Source organism: Flagellimonas crocea (assembly GCF_033441595.1).
Lineage (GTDB): Bacteria > Bacteroidota > Bacteroidia > Flavobacteriales > Flavobacteriaceae > Flagellimonas > Flagellimonas crocea.
Window position 1 is genome coordinate 834,096 of the sequence record NZ_JAUZVX010000002.1, and the last position, 21,424, is coordinate 855,519.

At 40.5% G+C, this 21,424-nt stretch carries 17 protein-coding genes; 10 read left to right on the forward strand and 7 right to left on the reverse strand.

All coding sequences use genetic code 11. The annotated features are described in order from the left end of the window. Window positions 1-3 precede the first annotated feature (3 nt). The 6 genes from mobB to SD449_RS09040 form a co-directional block, all read right to left on the reverse strand. On the reverse strand, window positions 4-1,029 hold the full coding sequence (mobB, locus tag SD449_RS09015; RefSeq protein ID WP_318310092.1) for a MobB family relaxase: 1,026 nt from the start codon (window positions 1,027-1,029) through the stop codon (window positions 4-6). 2 nt (window positions 1,030-1,031) lie between these two features. After that, window positions 1,032-1,619 carry a BfmA/BtgA family mobilization protein gene (locus tag SD449_RS09020; protein WP_318310093.1) on the reverse strand — a complete coding sequence of 196 codons (588 nt, stop codon included), beginning with the start codon at window positions 1,617-1,619 and terminating at the stop codon, window positions 1,032-1,034. 535 nt (window positions 1,620-2,154) lie between these two features. After that, entirely contained in the window at window positions 2,155-2,604 is a 450-nt protein-coding gene (locus tag SD449_RS09025) for a JAB domain-containing protein (protein ID WP_318310094.1), read from the reverse strand. A gap of 77 nt (window positions 2,605-2,681) precedes the next feature. Beyond that, a complete protein-coding gene (locus tag SD449_RS09030) occupies window positions 2,682-3,062 on the reverse strand; it encodes a DUF6876 family protein (RefSeq protein ID WP_318310095.1) in 381 nt (126 codons plus the stop codon). A gap of 76 nt (window positions 3,063-3,138) precedes the next feature. Beyond that, window positions 3,139-3,540 (reverse strand): single-stranded DNA-binding protein, encoded by a 402-nt coding sequence (locus tag SD449_RS09035; RefSeq protein ID WP_318310096.1) that lies wholly within the window; start codon window positions 3,538-3,540, stop codon window positions 3,139-3,141. Next, window positions 3,537-3,731: a hypothetical protein gene (locus tag SD449_RS09040; protein ID WP_318310098.1), complete on the reverse strand. Its 195-nt coding sequence runs from the start codon at window positions 3,729-3,731 to the stop codon at window positions 3,537-3,539. The genes SD449_RS09035 and SD449_RS09040 overlap by 4 nt, the downstream gene beginning before the upstream one ends. Before the next feature lie 717 nt (window positions 3,732-4,448). Here SD449_RS09040 and SD449_RS09045 point away from each other — a divergent pair. The 8 genes from SD449_RS09045 (at window position 4,449) to SD449_RS09080 (ending at window position 18,893) form a co-directional block, all read left to right on the forward strand. Next, entirely contained in the window at window positions 4,449-5,138 is a 690-nt protein-coding gene (locus tag SD449_RS09045; protein ID WP_318310099.1) for a response regulator transcription factor, read from the forward strand. Window positions 5,139-5,202: 64 nt separating this feature from the next. Then, window positions 5,203-5,895, forward strand: coding sequence for a response regulator transcription factor (locus SD449_RS09050; RefSeq protein WP_318310101.1), 693 nt, complete (start codon window positions 5,203-5,205; stop codon window positions 5,893-5,895). A 163-nt stretch (window positions 5,896-6,058) separates the two neighbouring features. Beyond that, window positions 6,059-7,408 (forward strand): DUF5723 family protein, encoded by a 1,350-nt coding sequence (locus SD449_RS09055; protein ID WP_318310102.1) that lies wholly within the window; start codon window positions 6,059-6,061, stop codon window positions 7,406-7,408. A 2-nt stretch (window positions 7,409-7,410) separates the two neighbouring features. Continuing rightward, the gene (locus SD449_RS09060) at window positions 7,411-9,972 is read left to right on the forward strand and encodes a VWA domain-containing protein (protein WP_318310103.1); all 2,562 of its coding nucleotides are present in this window, start codon (window positions 7,411-7,413) and stop codon (window positions 9,970-9,972) included. Between the two features lie 11 nt (window positions 9,973-9,983). Beyond that, complete coding sequence (locus SD449_RS09065) at window positions 9,984-10,472, forward strand: hypothetical protein (protein WP_318310105.1); 489 nt, start codon at window positions 9,984-9,986, stop codon at window positions 10,470-10,472. Between the two features lie 12 nt (window positions 10,473-10,484). Next, window positions 10,485-17,198, forward strand: coding sequence for a thrombospondin type 3 repeat-containing protein (locus tag SD449_RS09070; protein ID WP_318310106.1), 6,714 nt, complete (start codon window positions 10,485-10,487; stop codon window positions 17,196-17,198). A gap of 4 nt (window positions 17,199-17,202) precedes the next feature. Further along, a complete protein-coding gene (locus tag SD449_RS09075) occupies window positions 17,203-17,865 on the forward strand; it encodes a fibronectin type III domain-containing protein (protein WP_318310107.1) in 663 nt (220 codons plus the stop codon). Window positions 17,866-17,891: 26 nt separating this feature from the next. After that, entirely contained in the window at window positions 17,892-18,893 is a 1,002-nt protein-coding gene (locus SD449_RS09080; protein ID WP_318310109.1) for a LytTR family transcriptional regulator DNA-binding domain-containing protein, read from the forward strand. 38 nt (window positions 18,894-18,931) lie between these two features. Here the strand turns inward: SD449_RS09080 and SD449_RS09085 are convergent, their stop codons facing one another. Then, window positions 18,932-19,579 carry a nitroreductase family protein gene (locus tag SD449_RS09085; RefSeq protein WP_318310110.1) on the reverse strand — a complete coding sequence of 216 codons (648 nt, stop codon included), beginning with the start codon at window positions 19,577-19,579 and terminating at the stop codon, window positions 18,932-18,934. 135 nt (window positions 19,580-19,714) lie between these two features. Between SD449_RS09085 and SD449_RS09090 the strand changes: the two genes are divergently transcribed. Both SD449_RS09090 and SD449_RS09095 read left to right on the forward strand, forming a co-directional pair. Then, complete coding sequence (locus SD449_RS09090) at window positions 19,715-19,840, forward strand: hypothetical protein (RefSeq protein ID WP_318310111.1); 126 nt, start codon at window positions 19,715-19,717, stop codon at window positions 19,838-19,840. A 119-nt stretch (window positions 19,841-19,959) separates the two neighbouring features. Further along, on the forward strand, window positions 19,960-21,411 hold the full coding sequence (locus SD449_RS09095) for a pyridoxal phosphate-dependent decarboxylase family protein (RefSeq protein WP_318310112.1): 1,452 nt from the start codon (window positions 19,960-19,962) through the stop codon (window positions 21,409-21,411). Window positions 21,412-21,424 lie beyond the last annotated feature (13 nt).

Below are 21,424 nucleotides of genomic sequence, written 5' to 3' on the forward strand. Positions count from 1 at the left end.
TTATCAGATTTCAATGGAGCTGGCCTTTCGGGCGAGGGCGGCGGCCTTTTGCAAACGGGCGAGGGTCTTTCGGGCGATGGCCACCTTACTGGTCGGGATGTTGGGCAGCGGTACGTTGGCTCCTGTCTTGGACAGCAATTTGAGGGCCACGGCCCTTTTGGAGGCGGGCAGTCCCATGATTTTGGAGAAATAGGCCTTGGGGTCCTTGTCCAGGGTCTTTCGGGCATTGTAGGATTCCACATAGATCCGGTTGTATCGGAACATCCGGTCAAAGGTCTTTTCTGCTTTGTCAAAGAATTCGTCCCGGCGAAAGCCCCGTTTCACGGTTTGTCCATGGAGTTGGGCCTCTGATTCCCGATAACTGCTCCCAGGGGATAGACTGTAGGTGTTGGTGACATCCTTCCGGCTCATCACGATATGCACATGGGTTTGGGAACCCGGTTTTTGCATTCCCTCTTCAATGGGTTTTCCATTCAGTTTATGGGGCATCTGTTTGTAAAGTCGGTCGATATCCAGCTGGATGTGTTTGGGATTCCCTTGAAGCGCCCCACGGTTGACCTTGGCCAGGTCGTTCTGGAGTTTGGCGATTTGTGCATGATAGGGGCGGTTTTCCCGGATTTCCCGGTCCCGTCCGGAATAGGTCCGTTCCTTTTCAATCTTGGCAAAATACTTGAGTTGCTCCACTTGGACGGGTTCCTTACGGTAGAAGGAAGCTGCATAATCCTTCATCACCTCCCGGACATAGGCTTTTAGCTTTTCGGGGTCATTTTGAATAGCGGCCAGTTCCCGCTGACTAGGATTGATGGTCAGGGAATAGAACTTGGGCTCGCTTTGTTTGAGCCGGTCGGTATTGGCATCGATTTCCTGAACCACAGTCTTGGGTTCGATATGGTCTTGTTGTTGGTTAAAAAAGGGTTCCTGTTGTTCGGGAGCGAGTGCCTTGTTTTCCTTTTCCAGATAGTCCACGAAATCTGCAGCACTTTGGGAAAAGGTCTCCCCGAGATGTTGTCGTGTGATGGTGATGTACATAGCTATGGTGTTTTAAATTGTCGTTGAACGGCTTTCCATTCGGATAGGGTCATCTCCAATTGAAGTCGGGGAGTACCGAGTGCCGGTCGAATGACATTGACCCGATTAATAAGTTGCTTGTTGATTATCGTTTTAAGCTGGGCCAGTTCCTGTTCCAGAAGTTGGCGCTGTTTGCGTTCTTCGAGAAGTGCAAATTCGGTATCGAGGTCCATCCCTTGGATCTCGGGAATGATTAATTCAGCCTCGGGGATATCGCCAGGCTTTTGAGACGAGGAGGTAGGTCCTCCTTCAAAGAGCAATTCCATCATCGCCTTGGTGGGCATGATACCATGCTTTTCGAGGTCCTTGATGATGGCAATGGTGGCGTTGTTGCGTTTGGCGGTAAAGTCGCGGAACTTTTGGAGGAAGTCCATGATCAGTCCCATACGCTTGCCGAGGTTTTCGTGAGGAGAGATTTCGTTGTACTTAAAAAAATCCAGCATCCCGGATAGGGCAAGAGTATGGGTCTTGTAGTACATACACGAGAAGGACTGGAACCGTCTGGCGGTGTCTTTCTTGAAGCGTATGTTGCTAAAACTTTCAGTTCCCATGGTAGTTTTTGATTTGGATTTGCCGCAAATCCCTGCCTGTTTATAGGGGTTTCAGGGGCATTTGCCGCAAATCAGGGCCTTCGAAGGCCTTCTTTTAATAACCTTTTCAACAATAAACCGCTGTAAAACAGCAGTTTATTACAAAATGAATTTATGCAACACCGGCTGGCCGTGTTGCCCTCTTGCTATTCATATTTGTGCGCAGCACAAAATTCATCGCCTAGTTCAAGGTATTGCGCTCGGTCTGTTGAAAGAAAAGCATAGAAAATTTTAAGAAGGTGCAGCAGGTGGAATTATGGAGTTTGCAGCAAATAGTAAAAAGCGGTGGATTTCTTTTAAAGGGAAAAGGGATGATTTAGGAAGGTCTACCGTCTCTCCGTATTATCAACACCATTGATAAAACAGAGGGAAAAGGAGGTGAAAAACGAGTTGCATTTTAACGCGGAGACGGTAATTTATGGAACCAAAAAAGCCACCCCAATTGGATGGCTCACAATTGATAAAGTGTATCAAATGGAGTTGTGTTATGGACAACTCACAGCATGCCATTATCCGCAAAACTGAAGTAGTCTCCGTTGGGCACGATGATCAAATGATCAAGCACTTTGATATCGAAGAGTGCTGCTGCCCGTTTGATTTTTTGGGTCAGCTGTTTATCGGGTTGGCTCGGTTTGAGGTTTCCCGAGGGGTGGTTATGGGCAAGGATAATGGCCACGCTGAAGGTCTTGAGCACCACGGCAAAGAGGATGCGCAGGTCCACCACGGTACCCGTGATGCCCCCATCCGATACCTGATAGGTACCTTTGACCCGATTGGAATTGTTGAGCAATAGGACTTTAAAGGATTCTTTCAGGGCCAGGGTATCGGCATCCCAATTGTGGTGCAATAGTGCGGCCACATCACGGGAAGAGGTCAATTGGGGAGCTTCTGAAATTCGGGTATGCTCCCGGTAACTGATTTTTATTTCGTTAACTTTAGCTGTCATTTTCTTGAATTTAAGAGTGAAAAGGGAATGAAAGAGGGGATGTTCCAAATAGTTGTTTGGGCATCCCCTCGACCATTTTAATATTCGGAGGGCAATAGGAGGGTATTGTCCACAAAAAAGAGGCGGATCTGTTCCAAGGGAAAATCCGTGAAATGGTATTGCTGTAAGGCTAGTACGGTACCATTGCCATCGGTGTAGGTGATTGCGGCATCATGGCCGTGGGTCTCCACTTCGGATGGGGTATAGCGTCTAAAGTCGATAGTGATAAATCGGCTTTTGTCCCTGAGGCTCTTCCCCATTACGGAGGCGTCTGTCAGCAGCCAAAAGGCATTGGCGGACTGGGCGAGGAATTGGATACCCTCGGTGTACCGTGTTCGGCAGAGGGGAAGGGTGAAAATTTGCTGCGAGCCGTTAAACTGGCTAAGCTGTTCTTTGAGGTGTTGGATATTTGTTTCCATGGAAATTGAATTTGAATTGAAGAAAAAAGAAAAGAAGGGATGCCCGAAGGGGGGCACCCCATGGGTGCTAGGCATCCTATTTGGAGGATGTCTTTTTGGAGGTCTTGGTCCTAGGGGCCTTTGGTTCGTTGGCCTCTTGGGCAGCTTTGGAGCCCAATAGCAGCACTTCATCGGCCACGATTTCGGTCACATAGCGCTGGTTGCCGTCCTCGGTGGTATAGGAACGGGTCTTGATCTTCCCTTGCACACCGATTTCGCTGCCCTTTGCGGTGTACTTTTCGAGGATATCGGCGGTCTTGCCCCAGGCCACGACCTGGTGCCAGTCGGTGTTCTGGATCTTTTCCCCTTGGTTGTTGGTGTAGTACTCATTGGTGGCCATGGGAAAACGGGCCACTTTACGTCCTCCATCGAGGAGGGTGATCTTGGGGTCTTCCCCCACATTTCCGATTAACTGTACATGATTTCTGAAATTGCTCATGATTGAAAGGATTTATGCCCGAATAGGGCGGTTAGAAAATAATTGAACTCTTGATTGAAAAACCGAACTACAACCCCAGCAGCATTAAAACAAAGGCCGCAGGCAGTTGATTTACTTATGGTATCTGGAGCGTCTTCCTTTTTTTGATGGTTTTGTGCTTCTTCCGATAGATGGGATGTGTACGATTTCATGGTTTGTGGTATTTGATTTACTTCCAGTAGTGCCATCGCTGTCACCTTTTTTTGATGCTAAATGCGGTACGGCATCCCTTGCTGTGGGAGCCGTATAAAAAAGAAACCCCTCCGAGGGGAGGGGTCTGGCTTTATGCCGGCTACAGGAAGGGATGTTGTTGTTTTGCCACCCAAAAAAGAGGGACGGCAGGCTTAATGAGGAACATCAATTACGAAACGGGAAAAGTCCATTTGCCATGGAAGTAGCACAGAACAAAGAATTAGGAGGAGGATTGCTTTCATAGAATATCCTCTTGGATATCGTAGGAAGAATGGTAATTTTTTATTGCTTTTAAGTTGGCGTAAAATGACATTGAACTCCTTGTTATTATCCTGATAATAGGGAATAAGAATTGAACGACCGAATGAATACCAGATTAGCAAATGATTTGAGTGAATATGTATGGTGCTATGGCCAAACGCTATGATGTCTTTAAATTGAATCTTGTTTAACTAGAAGAGATTGTGCTTAGGGGGACAATTTTGTAACTGGTATAATATAATATATGGGTGTTTTTTAGTTCCCTATACATTCTATTAAGACTTGTGTACCATTTATTTATGGTTTTTACCCCATAAATATGTAAAAACAACCTCGAAGTGCGCCTCAATAATCACATTTTGAGTATATTACATAAGTTCCTTTAAATCAGAAAGTAAAAACTAGCCAATAACTTTATGAAATCCAAAGAACTAAGTGACCAGCCCAAACAACTCTATAAACTAAGTCAAATGATTCAAAAGGGTCTGTTGGACTTGGATGATCTATCTGAAATAGTCCCAGGTATGTTACATATTAATTCCCGTGATGATTTGGCATTGGAGTATATGTCCAAAACAGGGCAGGATATTATAAGGTATTCAATGGAAGAATTGGATATGTTGGGGGCAGAGGTGCTTCAAAGACATCAAAGTGACTATACTTTGAACGTTACCTATCCCAAGCTTTTTGAACAGCTATCAAGGGATGAAAATGATAATTCAGTTTCTTTTTTCCAAGATTGGAGACATGACAAAGACGACAATCCTTTTTTAGTCTATACCACCAGTAAGATACTTAATGATAATCAATTGATTTCCATTACCCTATTTCCTCAAAAAATTAAAGAATTATCAAAAAATGTAAACGCTATTATTGGAATCAACCTAATATTTGAGCGGTATTATCAGCAATATTTGTTCCTCACTAAAAGAGAAAAGGAAATCGTTAATTATTTAGGCAGAGAGTTTACAAGAAAGGAAATTTCCCAAATACTTCACATAGACCCAAAAACAGTTAAAAAACACTGTGAAAACATTTTCAAGAAATTGGGTACAAGTAAACGAACTGAAATCAAGAAAATCGCTGATGCATTTCGGTTACTTTAAAAATAGATTTTACAGAAGTATATCATTGCTGATTCGTATGTCATAACCCATAATTTTTTAGTAAATGACTGAAAAGGAATTTTTTAACGATCAACCGAAACAACTATTCAAATTAAGTAAACTCATCAATAACGGCACGATATCGTTGGATGACCTTTCGGACATTATTCCGGGAATAATGCATGTGAACTCAAAAGAGGATTTAGCGATAGAATATATTTCCAAAAGGGGACAGGAAATCTTACGCTATTCCCTTGAGGAATTGGGAGAAATGGGGGCCTCAATTTTTGAAAAACACCAAAGTAAACATACTAGGGAAATCGTTTACCCCAAGTTAATGGGCGAGCTGGCGAAGAATGACTTTCACCAAGTGATACCTTTTTTTCAGGATTGGCAATACCATAAGGATGACAACCATATATACCATTTTACTTCGACCAAGATTTTAAATGAAAACCAACTTATTTCCATTTCACTTTTTCCCAATGATATTGAATACTTGACCAACAAGGTAAACCAGTTATTTGGTATCAATAAGATTATCAACAAATACTTCACCCAATTTAATACGCTTACGTCCAGGGAAAAGGAGATTCTAGCCGAACTGGGGAAGGAAAAAACAAGGAAGGAAATTTCCCATACTTTGTTCATTTCCGAAAAAACGGTCAAAAAACACTGCGAGAATATATTTTTAAAGTTAGGCACCTCCAAACGGACCGACCTTGAAAAAGTGGCCAGGGCCTTCCTACTCTTATAAATAGGCCTATTGGCGTATTGACCACTTTATTGTTTCAGTTTAGCTTACAACTGTAAAACTAACTATCTGCAATTCGCGACCAAAAAGTTGTCATTCACGACATTTTTCACAAAAACACATTGATATTCAGTTAGTTTGGTTTTAGTAATCGCATGCCAGACTAATGGATATTATTTTCAAAAGATTCATACAACTATTTCTAACAGGGAGTATTGGTATATCTGCAAATGGACAATCGTATTTGGGGTACAATACTGACAACTACAGTGGCCTTCACGGTGTGGTTACCAATCCGGCAAACATTGCGGATGCAAGGATCAGGGCTGACATCAATTTATTTTCACTGAGTGCCCTTGGGGCCAATGATTATGTAAACCTATCCTTTGAAAACATCAGCGATTTCGCGGAGGGGAGCGATTTCGTAGGACTGGATAAAAATCCTTCCGATAGGAACAATCTTCTGGTAAACCTTGAGGTTTTGGGGCCTTCTTTTATGTTCAAGTTCAAACAAAACCAAAGCATTGGTCTAATCACAAGGCTAAGGGGCGTCAACAATTACCTCAATTTCAATGGGAAATTCTTTGAAGCCTTGGTGGATGGTTTTCCGGATACTACGTTTGATTTCCAACAAAATGATTTTGATGGGACATCACATGTATGGGCAGAGATTGGTTTGGTGTATGGAAGGATTTTGTTTGATGACCGTAATAAGAACTTCATAAAGGGTGGTATTACCGTTAAATATTTGTCTGGCATTGGATTTTCACAAGTTTACTCCACACAAGTATCAGGAAGTCTAAATAGGGACAATCAAACCGTTGAGCTCAACGGTAATTTTTCAAATGCTTCCAATGTTGAAGATACACTGGGAGACCACGACATCCTGAAGAATTTGGCTCCAGGGTTTGGTTTTGATATTGGAGTTGTATATGAATATAGAACAAGGTCTTCACAATCCTATAATGGACGGGAAAATCCGGATGCTGTAAACAATTATCGGTTTAAACTGGGCGTCTCCCTTTTGGACTTTGGAGCCATTACTTACAACAATATAGAGCTCAAAAGTTACATATTAGATGGTGCAATTGATGTAGCAGAGGCCGAAGATGACATCATCGTGGCCATTGAGGACAACTTTCAGGAAACCCGTGAACCGGGAGATGTTACCATGGCATTGCCCACTTCTTTAAATATCAATATCGATTATAAATTCTCCTCGGATTTGTATTTGAATTTGGATGTCAACCAAACGTTGGTCAACAAAGACAAATACTACAACAACAACAGATTGAATCTGATTTCCCTGACACCCCGTTTTGAACGAAGAAAACTGGGATTCTATCTGCCCATAGGCTATAGCACTTTGGGTAAGTACAGTATGGGCATAGGAATGAAACTTGGCCCATTAGTTATAGGTTTGGGAAGTATACTTGGAAATGCACTTACAGCCAACACCCAAACAGCTAATTTTTATTTGGGGTTTAAGGCACCTCTACATTACAAAAGAAGATAATCATGAAAAAAGAATCCCATCTACCCATACTCAAATTGATACCGTTTTTGTCATTGTTTTTAATACTAGGATGTTCTACAACAGAATCCCCTATTGATGAAAATGTATTGGATGGTGACGAAGAAACCGTAACAGACAACCCTAATGATTCTGATAATTCTGGCAATGATAACGACTCGGATGGAAATCCTGTCCTTGCCGATTTTTATCGATTCACAACCTATCAAAACTCTACAGCAGATCCCTTTGATGTAAATATTTTGTTTCACGTTTCTGATAATGCATTCAGAGGTGTGCCCAATTTAAAGATTGAAGATTTGATTATAACCGAAAATGATGAAAAAAGCCCAATCGATGAATCCAAGGCGGCCTTGTTCGATAGAAATTCCTTCGAATTAGTGATGAGAACGGCTCTCCTGATAGATGTTTCCAATTCCATTCAAACCGACTTTGCGACGCTAAAGGAAGAACTTAAGGCTTTAATTGATGGGGCTTTGCCTTTCCAGGAAATAGCCATTTATACTTTCTCCTCCACAACCGAGCTGGTGCAGGATTATTCAACAGATAAGGAACAGCTGAAAGGTACTATTGACAATCTACAATTGGGAACTAGTTCCACCGATTTTTATGGAGCTGTGGTGACCGCTGCAAATTCCTTCACTAATGGTTTTGTTGAGAATGAAGTGACTGTTGGTAATCTAATCATATTCACCGATGGGGATGATACCCAGGCGAGAAATACCTTCACAGCAGCCAAAGAAGCACTTATCGATAAAAACGCTTATGTCGTAGGTTTGAGCAGCGCTGATTTGGACGAAGACAACATCAAAAATCTTTTTGGAGATTCCTTTTATTTCCCATCTGAATCAATTGGAGGTGTCAATGAAAGCTTTGGATTGATACAAACAGAGATTGAAAATTACGCCAATAGTGTTTATTTATTGAACTATGAGACACCCAAAAGAGGTGACAACAACCACTACCTTAAGATTTACCACAAGGAAAACAGCAATGATGGAGCCGACCATTATGCCGTGGGAGAATTTGTCTCAACTGGATTTTATGAACCTGTTGCCCCAACGGCGGCAACATTAATAAGTCCAATTATTAGTGAAGAAATCACACTTACGAACATGTGCAGCGTCACGTTTGAAGTTGGTAAAAGTATCGATGAGAATTTAACTGCAAACGATGAAATCACCTACGAATTCTATTTTGGAGACTCTGAAACAACACTGGAATTAATTGACTCTAGAACTGTTCCTGTCACTCAAGAAACAATTACCTTTGAAAGTCCCAGTGGTTTGATTACAAATTCAAATTATTCATGGCAAATTAAAACCAAAGATGATGATTTTGAGGAATTGGATGTAGAAAGCGAAGTTCAATCATTCAATTATCAAGGTGCTGTATTCGAGGGGGATATCTCTATATCATCCCAAGAGCAGTTAGATTCTTTTTGTTATACATCCATTACTGGTAATTTGAATATTGCCAATCAAAATTATGGCATCCCAAATGTTGAGTTCGTAGATTATCAAAATCTAGAAATTGTAAAAAACGTTGAGGGATATGTCTGGATTCGAAATGAAACAAAAGCCAATCTTGATTATCTCAATAACTTGGAAACCATAGGCGGTTTTTTAAGGATAAACCAATTTAATGGAACAGAAATAATTTCTGGATTTAAAGGTTTACAAGATCTTGGAGGGGGACTTTCAATTTTCGATATACAAGGTCAAAATACAATTAGAGAAATCAATGGATTCAATTCACTTGAAGGAAGCTTTAACACTTTAAGTTTATCGGGGCTTTCAAATCTTGAATCTATAGTTGGCTTTAACAATCTTCAGTCGCTCAACCTCTTCTATGTCGGAGGTAACCCAAAATTAAGCTCAATAAATGGCTTTGAGAATCTAAAAACAGTCAATGAAATAAATATAACTGAAAATGATAAACTAGAATCGATTTCAGGTTATTCGAAATTGGAAAATATTGTGGAATTTAACCTAGACCGAAACCCAATTTTAAAATTATTAAATGGATTTAATAGCTTAAACAGTATATGGTCATTAAATATTTTCCAATGCGGTTTAGAAAGTTTTACTACAGAGGCAACTACAATATCAAATATTCAAATAACTGGATGTCCCAATTTGGTATCTATCGATTTTAAAAATGTTGTCAACAAAATCTCAGGACTTAAACTAATTAACTTAAAAGATTTAAATTCTTTGGAAGACACTTTTGATTCAAATCTAAACATTGAAAATTTAACCTTGGAAATTTTACCTGGTTTAAGAGACCTCAAAGGTTTCGAAGAATTGGAAGGAATCGAGGTTTTATCATTAAATAATAATATAAACCTGGAAAGTCTTAATGGTTTAAGTCAAAATAACCCATTGGGGACTTTAAGCTATATCGCAATTGAAGAAAACACTTCATTAATTGATTTATGTGGCTTATCCACTTTAGACGAATACACAGTTCAAACCTATAGAGTTTTGAACAACGCTTATAATCCAATTTTAACTGATTTAATCAACGGTAACTGTAAACAATAACCTAGTTGATTATGAAACTCTCATCCATAGCTATATTATCCACTACTTTCTTTCTATCGCTTTGTACAGAAAGCACGGAAGTAGACCTTGTAAACTATATTGAGATTACATCAACCTCCCAGATTCTGGAATTTGATGAGTTGCCTCAATCTTATGAATCCACTTTTGACACAGATTGTTTCAGATATTTTAACACGGTTGGCTTTAACTACAACGGTTTTGATGGAGAAAACTCCATGGTATTGGAGATTTCATCAGACAATGAAAGCTTAAGGGATGGCCGTTACAGTATTGTGAATGGGGAATGCGAGTATGTGGATATTTCATTTTACCATGCCGACCTTTTGAGCTTTAATGAAGACGCCTATTTCAAAGAAGGTACTATAACCATCAGTGATAATGGTAACAGATTCGAATTTTCCGGGCGTGTATTCAAATTGAATGCCAATGATTTAGAATTTTTTATAGGAAATGCCAAAGGAGTTGTAGTCCTGGACTAAACTAAATATGAGATGAAAAAACAATTACTATTAATCCTATTGATTTTGGTTTCCGTTTCTGGAAAAACCCAAACCCCTGGTGAACTAAATCCAAATTACGGCACCAATGGAGTGGTCACCTCATTTTTAAAGGAAATTAGGTTCACCACTTATGATGCTTCCTATGAAAATTATATGATTACCGTTCTGGGTCAATTTTCCGATCTAAACAAAACCCAACAGGTCGTTTTAAGGTTTAACAATAACGGTGTCTTGGACACTGGTTTCGGAATCAATGGCATGGTTGTGGTCAATGATGCCAATATTGGCAATGGCCTTACGGCACAATATATTGATGCCTTTCCCGACGGCTCTTTTGTGGTTGGAATACAGGACTTGGTTACTTACAACCCAAAAATTGTAAAATATACTCCACAGGGCCAGTTGGATAATTCCTTTGGGGTAAATGGTATTGTAACGATAGATTTAGTGGAAGATGTAAGATTGGTACTTAGCCCTATTGCATTTCCTACCAATTATAAGATAGTTGTTCCTCTAAATAGAAACATAGGTGGCTGCCATCTTTTAAAGTTGACCGCAAGTGGCCAATCTGATTCTACTTTTTCTGGTGATGGTTTGACCGATGTATTGACCGGAAGTATTCTATCCGTGGATAAAGAAACTTTCACTGGGGTAGGTAATTATGTTGTTGTGCATAATCCTCCATCTGGTCAAAATGCTAATCTATCTATCGTGGAGCATACCGGGGATATCCTTTCCGGTCCTTTTGATATTGGTGAACAAGCAGCCATCTATACCCCCAATGGTATATTGGTCGGGAGTAGTGGAAATTTTCGACGGTACAATACAACAATTGCAGATTATGATTTAAGTTATGGTGATTTTGGAAGGTTTAGCTCTGGGTTTTCATTGTTCAAAACTGGGTTTGGGGGTTATGGAACATCAAATAATTTCCTTGATTATGCCAATGGTGAAATTTTATACTACGGCTCGGATAATAGATGGACTGATTTTCATTTTCGAAAAATAGGCCCAAATGGTGGGTTGGTCAATACCTTTAGCCCAGATGGGGTATCGGAACCCTTTGATTTTTTGGGGTACCAAGACTTTTTGGTGAAAGGTTTTAAAATGGATAATGCTGAGGTGCTTGGTGTTGGTTACAGCAGTACAGCTGACTTTTATGACTCTACAAGTGGTTATACGTTCACATTAACTATGATAAGGCTACAGTCCAATACCCAGCCCGATCCCAACTTCGGCAACCGTTCCGGAAGGTATATCCTAGAACCCAAGCATAAAGTTACAAAAAGCCTTTTGACCAAAAGGTCCAGTGGCAATAGCACATCCCCTTTCCCAGCCATTGTAATGAGCGAGCAGCCACTTACTGGATATAAATATATCCAAGCGGTAAATCCAAATGTAGGTGGTAATGGGTATATAGGAGAGGTAGCTACGACCCTTGTTGATTTGGAGTTGAACGATGGTCAGTATTATCAAGACAATTCCGGTAATACAACTACTGATGAACATTTAATCGGTATTGGCTCGGTCAATACCAATGGTGACAATGATTTTATGTTGGCCCGGCTTACGGAGAATATAAACGGGGCATTTACAGTTATAGATTTTGGCGGACAATCAAATGGTCTTGTCCAGACGGATATCAATAATGGAAGCAATGATATCGCCTCATCCGTTGCTTCGATGGATGATAATGGAGAAACAAAATTATTGGTGGTCGGGACCAGTGATTCAGAATTTGTGATCGCCCGTTATTTAGGGCAGGGAACAAATGCCGGGCTGTTGGATACTGGTTTTGGTACGAATGGTATAATAACCCCAACTATTGCCAGTGGGAACTTTGCCCCTTCAAAAATTAAAACGGGAAATGATGGGAATATATATGTAAGTGGCGAATTGATCAATGGTACATCCAGAACTTTTGCCCTCAAAAAGTTTAACCTCAATGGTGTTGAAGACACCAATTTTTTGGCAACGGATACCTATACGGCCAGTTCCAACAATGCAATGGATTTTGTTATCAACGATGAAGGGAGTTTTTTGGTCCTGGGCAACGAAAATATATCGGGCAATAGGGTAAAGGTGAGAAAATACAATTCCGATGGCAACCCAGACAATTCCTTTGGTACCAACTCATACCTCTATCTTGGCCTTTCCAATGCTAACTTGAGGGCCAATGAAATTCAATATTTAGCAGGAAATAAATACGCCATCGTAGGTACAAGCGGCACCAATGGTTTTATTGCTGTATTTGATGATAGAGGAACAATGGACGCCTCATTTGCCAACAACGGTATTTTGGAGCAAAGCTTTGGACTCAATGATGTAGAGCTCAGCTCGGTTCAATTAGTTGATTCTTCAAAATTATTGGTTAGTGGTACGGGTATTGAAAACGGGAATAGGGTTTCCTTGTCCTCAGAGATATTCGTGGATACATCGATTACTGAATATACTCAAATTCCAGACCCCATATTTGAGCAATACCTAATCGATCAAGGAATTGACATAAACACTACCATTGACGGTAGGGTACCTACGGCATCCATCAATACAGTAACGACATTGGATATCTCTGATTACAACATATCCAGTTTTGAAGGAATACAGGACTTTACGGCACTGGAAGATTTCCGTTTGATCAACGATCAGGCGGCCTCCTTGCCACCAATCAATTTTTCGGGAAATCCAAACCTGGTAGGTCTATCCATTATAAATGCTCCACAATTGGGTGGAGTGGATATCAACAGCAACAATCTGTTGGAAGATATCACCTTGGTGCCACGGGGAACCCAATTTACAGCCATAGACCTTACGGGAAAACAAAATGTGAAATCCCTGCTTGTTGCTGATTCCGGTATCTCCAATTTGGATTTAAGCAGCGTACCCAATTTAACCTATTTAGGGGTGCAACTGAATGAATTGCTATTGAATATCGATGTAAGCAGTTTAACTGCTTTGGAGATATTGGAAACTTATGGGTCTGGTTTAACGAGCATTGATATTTCCAATAATCCAAATATGACTAGGCTAAGCGCTTACGACAGTTATAATGGAGCATTAACGGAGGCCAACATCCAAAATGGTTTCAATGCTTCTATAACAAGCCTACAACTGGAGAACAATCCCAATTTAAGTTGTATACAGGTCGATGCTTCAATAGTTGGAACATCACCCACTGGTTGGGTGAAAGATAGCATGGCCACATACCAAGCCAATTGTACATCCGAGTACACTTTGATTCCAGACACTGTTTTCGAACAGTATCTGGTCGATCAAGGGATTGATGCAACCCCAAACGATGGTAGGGTGCTCACTTCGGCCCTCGTTGGGGTGACGAATGTCAATGTGGAGCGATTGTTCATCAATTCCATGGAGGGAATACAGGATTTTGTCGATTTGGAAGTCCTGAATGTTAACCAAATCAATCTGGGCACCATAGATTTGAGCCAAAACCTACAACTCAGGGAACTATATGCCAATGCCTCCAGTCTAAATACATTAAATCTAGTTAACAACGTAGCATTGGAGGTACTGGAGATCTTTGGAAATGGTATAAGTGATTTAAACTTGGAGTTCAATGTCAGGCTTCAACGCGTGGATGTCAGTTCAAATCCCTTGGCATCATTGTTCCTTTTAAACCATCCTGACTTGAGCAGCCTCGATGTATCCAATACCGGTATCAGATTTCTGGCGATTGAGGGCACCCAATTGACTTCGTTGGACTTGTCGAGCAACGATTTTTTAGAGAACCTTTCCCTTAGATTCAATACTATTTCGAATTTGGTATTACCGGCAGATGATTCTCCATTGACCTCCATGGAAGTGGCAGGGGAGGACCTGACTGCATTTGCTGTGGAAAATAGGTCGAACCTTGAAGATTTGACCATTTTTGATATCAGTGCAACTGATTTGATTGTAGAGAATTTACCACAACTTACCAATTTTCAGCTGGATGAAAATATTCTTCTCAATACCCTGAGGGTTGCAGGGACATCACTTAGTACCTTTAATGGTTTACAGTTGAACAATAGGGCTTTGGTCAATGTGGAGATCGAAGGGAACCCCAACTTGCAAAATTTGCCCTTGTCTGTTTCTTTAAGGGATTTAGAACGGCTTTCGGTTGTTGACAATGACCTGACAAGCTTGGACGTATCAAACTTGGCTATGCTTGAAACGCTGAGCGTTAGAAATAACCCCAACCTTACAGCGTTAGATCTTACAAGTTTGCAAGACGGTGGAGCACCCAGCAGTTTAACTACCTATGAGGGTGAGAACACTGGGATTACTTCATTGGATTTTTCCGCTTGTCCAAATATTGACCGCATATTTTTGGCACACGATGGTACCAACGGAGGTGTACCATTAACTTCATTAAATTTAAAGAATGGAAACAATGGAAACATCAGTGATGTTATCATTACGGGCAATTTCCCGGATTTATCATGCGTTGAAGTTGATGGGACCACTGTGGGCAATGTTCCATCGACTTGGCAGTATGATCTGGGGACACAATTTTTGGAAGATTGTTCTGCTGCCCCCAACCAAGTTAGTGTAGCATTTTTGGTATCGAGTGAGTCGATGCTCGAAGACCTTGCTTTTCCAAATCCACAATTGGTACTAAATGGTTCCGTGACCATTCCAACAACTATTCAAGTTACGGATGTGACCAGCAATGCTTCTTTAAGTAATCCTGCTGTTGCAGGTTCAGACTATGAATTTAATAATGGGCAGCCACTAACCATTCAAATACCTGCACAAACCTATGACGGCAACAATCCAATTCCTGTTCCAGGTCTTGTTATACTAGCCGACACCGAAATAGAAGGAAATGAATCCATTGTGTTGGAAGTGACATCGAATTCTACTGAGCTCCCATTAATTCCAGGGGATTTGTCCTTCATTTACAATATAATGGAAGATGATTACCGAATTGAGGTAGCCGCTGGAAACGACGTCGATGAAAATGGCATTCCCTCAGTTTTTACCATTACGCTCACCGACGGGAATGGGAATGCCTTGACCAATACTAGTGGGCAGGACATCCAATTGAATTGGTTGGACACTGGTACAGCTCAGCAAGGAACCGATTTCAGCCTAAGTGGAAATGGGATTATAGCCAATGGACAGTCTTCCATGGATATTTCAATCAGTGCAATAGACGACTCGATTTATGAAGGTCTGGAATCGGTTGGATTGGAAATACAGGAAGGCGATGGATATTTTGTGGACATCAATGGGTTATTGCCGAGTGCCCAATTGGGGATAGATGATAATGACAACCATATTATCTTGACGAAAATCCAAGATGGGGCAGAAGGTGTTCAAGATGCCGTCTTCGAATTGGGCTTGGGAGATGATAATGGAAATAGTGCAACTAATGGCACGCCAAATAGCCTTGGGTTTGATATCACCTTGTCCGAAAGTTCCCTTGAGGCTTCAGCCGAATTGGGGGTCGATTTTATAAATGGGCTAAAAGATCAGCTCGGCAGTACCGTATTCATTGAACCTGGAGAATCATCGGTAATTTTTGGGATTGAGATTATAGACGACCCTATTGAGGAAGAAGTTGAGACCTTTATTGTCGAAATAGCCACCAATGAATCGGATATTACGATTCCAGTGTCACAAGTAGAGGGACGGATAATCGATAATGACGCTACAAATGGTTCGGATTCTGACAATGATGGCGTTCTTGACGCAGTAGATAACTGTCCTACTACAGCAAATGCTGACCAAGCTGATTTGGATGGTGACGGTATTGGTGATACCTGTGATACCGATGATGATGGTGATGGCATACCGGACATGGAGGATGCTTTTCCTAGAGATGATAGTGAGGATACGGATACCGATGGTGATGGAACAGGAAATAATGCTGATTTGGATGATGATAATGATGGCGTTCCCGACAGTATGGATAATTGCCCACTTGAGGCAGGTGTATCGAATGGGAATGGTTGTCCAGAAACTATACTGGACATTGGGCTGGAAGATATATCTGTTTTGGTACTGAGTGAAACTTGCCCTGGCAGGAACAATGGTAGTTTTGAAATAAGTACCCTTAACGAGCAGTATACATTCGAAGTAAGTTTGGATGGTAGTCCAGTGGGCACAGTGAATTTTAGCAATGATTATGTTGCGACCAATTTGGGCCAAGGAAGTTATCAAGTGTGTATTACAACCGGTGAAATTCCAGATTTTGAACGATGCTTTGGAGTTGAGATCAAAACATACGACCGTATATCGGCTACGACCCAAGGTATAGATTCAGGTAGCCTGAAGGCTCGATTTATAGTTGATGGAAGTAAGACATATAAGGTCTATGTAAACCAAAGGCAATATAGCTTTAGTGTAGAAAGCACTGGAAAGGAAATACTTACGGTGCCGGTGGAGAAAGGTGAAAATGAAATTAGCATAACGGGTGCTTCCGATTGTCAAGGAATATACACCGATGTAATCCGTATAGGAGATATTTCCATTTATCCAAATCCAGTGGTTAACATACTGAATTTCCAAGGGTTTACAACAGATGAAAATGGAAAACTAAATATCTTCTCGCTGAGTGGTCAAATGGTCAAACAAGTGGAGTTGGAGATAACTTCCGGTAATGCATCTATTGACTTGTCAACCCTGCCAAGTGGTGTTTTCTTCATCCAATCAAGTAGCTTGGATGCTAAAAAGTCGTTTAAAATTGTAAAAGAATAAATTTATGGGGTCATTTATTAGAAATACTTTCATTGTTAGTTTATTCTACATCCTTTTGACGGGTTGTGAGGGAAAGTTCGAAACCAATGTAGACTTGCAGGCAGTTACCTTGCTAATACCTGAAAACAACTCACAATGTTTGGGTACAGAATTGGGTTCGGGGCTGATAAGTGTCCAACTAGATTGGGAAGATGTGGACGGTATGAATTCATTTTTATTGGAATATGAGGATGTGGTGACAGGTACACAATTTACAGAATTGACAGAGGCGTCTTCGACTATCTTAGATTTAGAGCCCGGAACATTATACCGATGGAAGGTGACTGTAACGGATGGATTCGGCAATTCCAAAACCAGTGAGGAATTTACTTTTTATACTGAAGGGTTGTCAGAAGCGAACCATGTTCCGTTTCCACCAAACTTGGGGGTTATAGACAATGGAGACAACACAGTAGACCTGTCTTGGCAGAGTTCAGACCTTGATGATGACATATCCCATTACAAGGTCTTCTTTTCACCAAATGACCCACCTGATGAAGTAATTTCAGGAACTGACCAAACATCCACTACCATTGGTGTAGAGCCCAATATGGAATATTTTTTTAAGGTGATTGTCTATGACGAAAATGGCAATTTTTCCAGCAATGGGATATCGTTGGAACTCTAAGGAGCATAAGATTTAATTTTGGAGAGATGCTCAAGGATATTTACTCTAATTTTTACAACTACCTCCGAGGCGCAATTTTCATTCTTGGTTTTTATCATCTCATCATCTTTCTGATCAATAGAAATAAGCAGTTTTTATATTACTCGCTTTACTTTCTTTTCTTATTTCTCTTCTTTTTAGGGCAAGGGCTTTCCCCTGGAATTTACAGGAATATTCATATCATGAGCAGTCCCAGTGTTCACCTTGCCACTTATATTTTTTATATATCCTTTGCCCGAGTACTGCTCGATACCCCAAAAAAGATACCGCAATGGGATAAGGCGTTGGTTTGGGCACGGTATATTTTGGTGTTAGGAATCTTTATCATGATGATGCTACTGGGTATTTGGGGACATAGTTCGCAAAAAGGCGTATTTATGTTGTTATCCCCCCTTTTTTCAGTTTTCGCTTTGGTCAGTTATGTCAAGTTTTTCAGGTTAAAGACGAAGGTGGCTACCCTGTTCGTTTTTGGTTCGCTATTATTTTTCTGTTTTGCGAATTTGTCCTATCTGGCCCAGATTTTTTATGGTTTTGATGGTTTTGAGAATAGATTTAACCTTCATGCATCCTTCTTTTTGTATGTAGGGGCCTTATTGGAGGCCATAGTTTTTGCAGCGATTTTGGGTGTACGCTTTAAGAACCTCGAAATTGACCAAAGGGAGTCCTCAAAAAAAATTGATGAATTAAAAAGAATAGTCATCAAAAATCACATTGTCCTTAAGGATAAGGCTAGGATATATATAAGTGACCTGATGTATATCAAAGCCGATGACCACTATTTGAATATTTTTACCAGTGATGGTAAAAACCATTTCGTGAGGGGAAAACTTCGCCAAATTAAGGAAGAGCTACCCCCAAATTTTATACAATGCCACAGATCCTACTTGGTGAATGTAAATTTTATCAAACAAAAAAGCTACAATTCGTTGACGCTAATGGAAAAAACCAGTATTCCGGTTTCGAGGTCCTTTAAAAATGAAGTGAATTAGAGATAAATTGTCACTTAAAATCAACGGAGAAAAATGTTTTAATTAGCAATAGCATTAATTTCAATAACAAAATCCTTGTCCGATTTCCTAACCTTTTTCAGATTGACCAACCAATCGTTGTCAGTATCCCGGTAACCAAGGCATAGGGCGACCACACTTTTTAAACTTTTAAGGTCGAGCCCCAAGGCCTTGTCCAGTGCACTATTGTCAAAGTTTTCTATGGGCGCAGCATCAACTTTGAGCAGGGCGGCTGTTTCCATGCAAAACCCCAAGGATATGTATGCCTGTCTTGCGGCATGGTTAAAGTTGATTTCCGAACTTCTTCGGGTGTACAGATAAGCAATACGATCCATATATCGGTTAAGTAATTTATGGTCGTCTCCCCTAGCTTCTTTTATTCTTTGGTACACGTCATTGATTCGTCCCTCGGTATAATTGTCCCAAACGGCAAAAATCAATAGGTGTGAACAATCTGAAATCTGGATTTGATTACGGAATATTGGGAGTATTTTCGTTTTAAGATTCTTATCCGATATCAAAACCACATTAAATGGCTGTAAACCAGATGATGTGGGTGCAAGGTTCGCAGCTTTTAAAATGATGTCCAACTTGGATTTTTCCAAGCTTTTGTCGTTTCTGAACTTTTTTGTCGCGTAGCGCCATTCCAATGCTTTGAGAATATCCATAGAATTAAATGTTTTGTTTTCTGTGACCTTTATAAAAGACCATCGAATTGTTTTGCTTGAAAACATGGACTTGCAATATTAAACAATCATTGGGTCTTAGACGTATTAAGGATTTTGTGAATTAAAACAATGTTTATGGGAGATATTTCAAAAATGGACAAGTACTGCTGGTTTGTGGTCATTATCAATTTTAGGTCAAAAATTGAACAGTACAGCAGCATTTCAACCTTTCTAATCTTGTTCACCATGTCCATTCTATAGGTATAGATTTGACTTGGAGAACCAATGAAGCCATATCTAACCGTATGGATACTCCGTAACAATGAATAAAACCGCAAGAATCGGCTTTGATATATGATGGACTCTCCTGAATATTGTATTTGAAACACCAAAGTATCACGATGCAGTTTGATTTCAAGAAAAAAGACAGGTTGGAAACACTAGGTCTGGTCATTGAAAAGCTAGAGACCTATTATAATGCCACCAAAAGCTTAAAAACCAATCCTGAACTAAATATCGATGCCATACGAGGATTGTTGTTAAATGAAGAATTGGAGTATGGAACCCAACCTGAAAAGGCGATCGATCATATAATCTATGGCCTTGAAACCTATGCGGTGCATACACCGCATCCCAAATACTTCGGTTTGTTTAATCCAAGATCTAACTTTGCTGGCATTTTGGCCGATTTAATTGCGGCAACCTATAATCCACAACTAGCGGGCTGGAGTCATGCACCTTTTGCCGTTGAAGTAGAGGATTTACTTATACGAGAGTTTGCTGCCAAATTTGGGTATAAGAGCGAACAGGCCGATGGGGTCTTCAAATCCGGTGGTGCGGAGGCAAATCTTACTGCGTTACTATGTGCCTTAAACCATAACTATCCAAACCTATTCGAAGAGGGTTTGATCGGAATGGATAAAAAACCGGTCATTTTTTGTTCCAAAGAGGCACATCATTCTATTCAAAAGGCAGTCAAGATTGTAGGTTTGGGGACTAAACTGATAAAATCGATTTCGATTACAGACGAATCAAAACTGGATACGGATATATTGGAACAGGAGTTGAAAAAACTTGATTACTCGGTGTATGCACCACTTATGGTCATTGGGACTGCCGGAACAACCGGGACTGGTACCATCGACGACCTTCATAGGCTCAGCACCATTTGCAAGAAATACAATATGTGGTTTCATGTGGATGCGGCCTATGGAGGCGGGGCCATACTAAGTTCGGATTTAAAACCGTATTTAAGCGGTATAGAAAAGTCCGATTCCATAACTTTTGATGCACACAAATGGATGTCGGTACCTATGGGGACCAGTATTTTTTTAACACAGCACCATGATATTCTTGAAAAAACTTTTGGGATTTCAACACCGTATATGCCAAAGGATGACGATGGGCTAAAGGTCACCCAACCCTTTACACGATCCATCCAATGGTCAAGAAGGTTTATAGGATTAAAGGTTTATCTATCCCTGCTGATATATGGATGGAAAGGGTATGAGCAAACCATCAATCATCAAGCTGGGATGGGTAGATACCTCAAAAGGCGATTGAGAGAGGAAGGGTGGAGCGTCATAAATGATACAGTTATACCGGTGGTCTGCTTCACAAAAGAAGAATTTAAAAATGATATGCATTTCACACAGCACATCATTGACAATATTCTAAAAAACGGCACATCTTGGTTGTCGCTCTATCCCATTGATGGGATTTCAACCTTGAGAGCTTGTATTACCAATTACAATACAACCGAGGTTGAAATAGAGGAATTGATAACGGAGCTAAATCAGGAAGCAGCTTCCTATATGGCAGCAGTACGTTAAAAGCACTTAAACT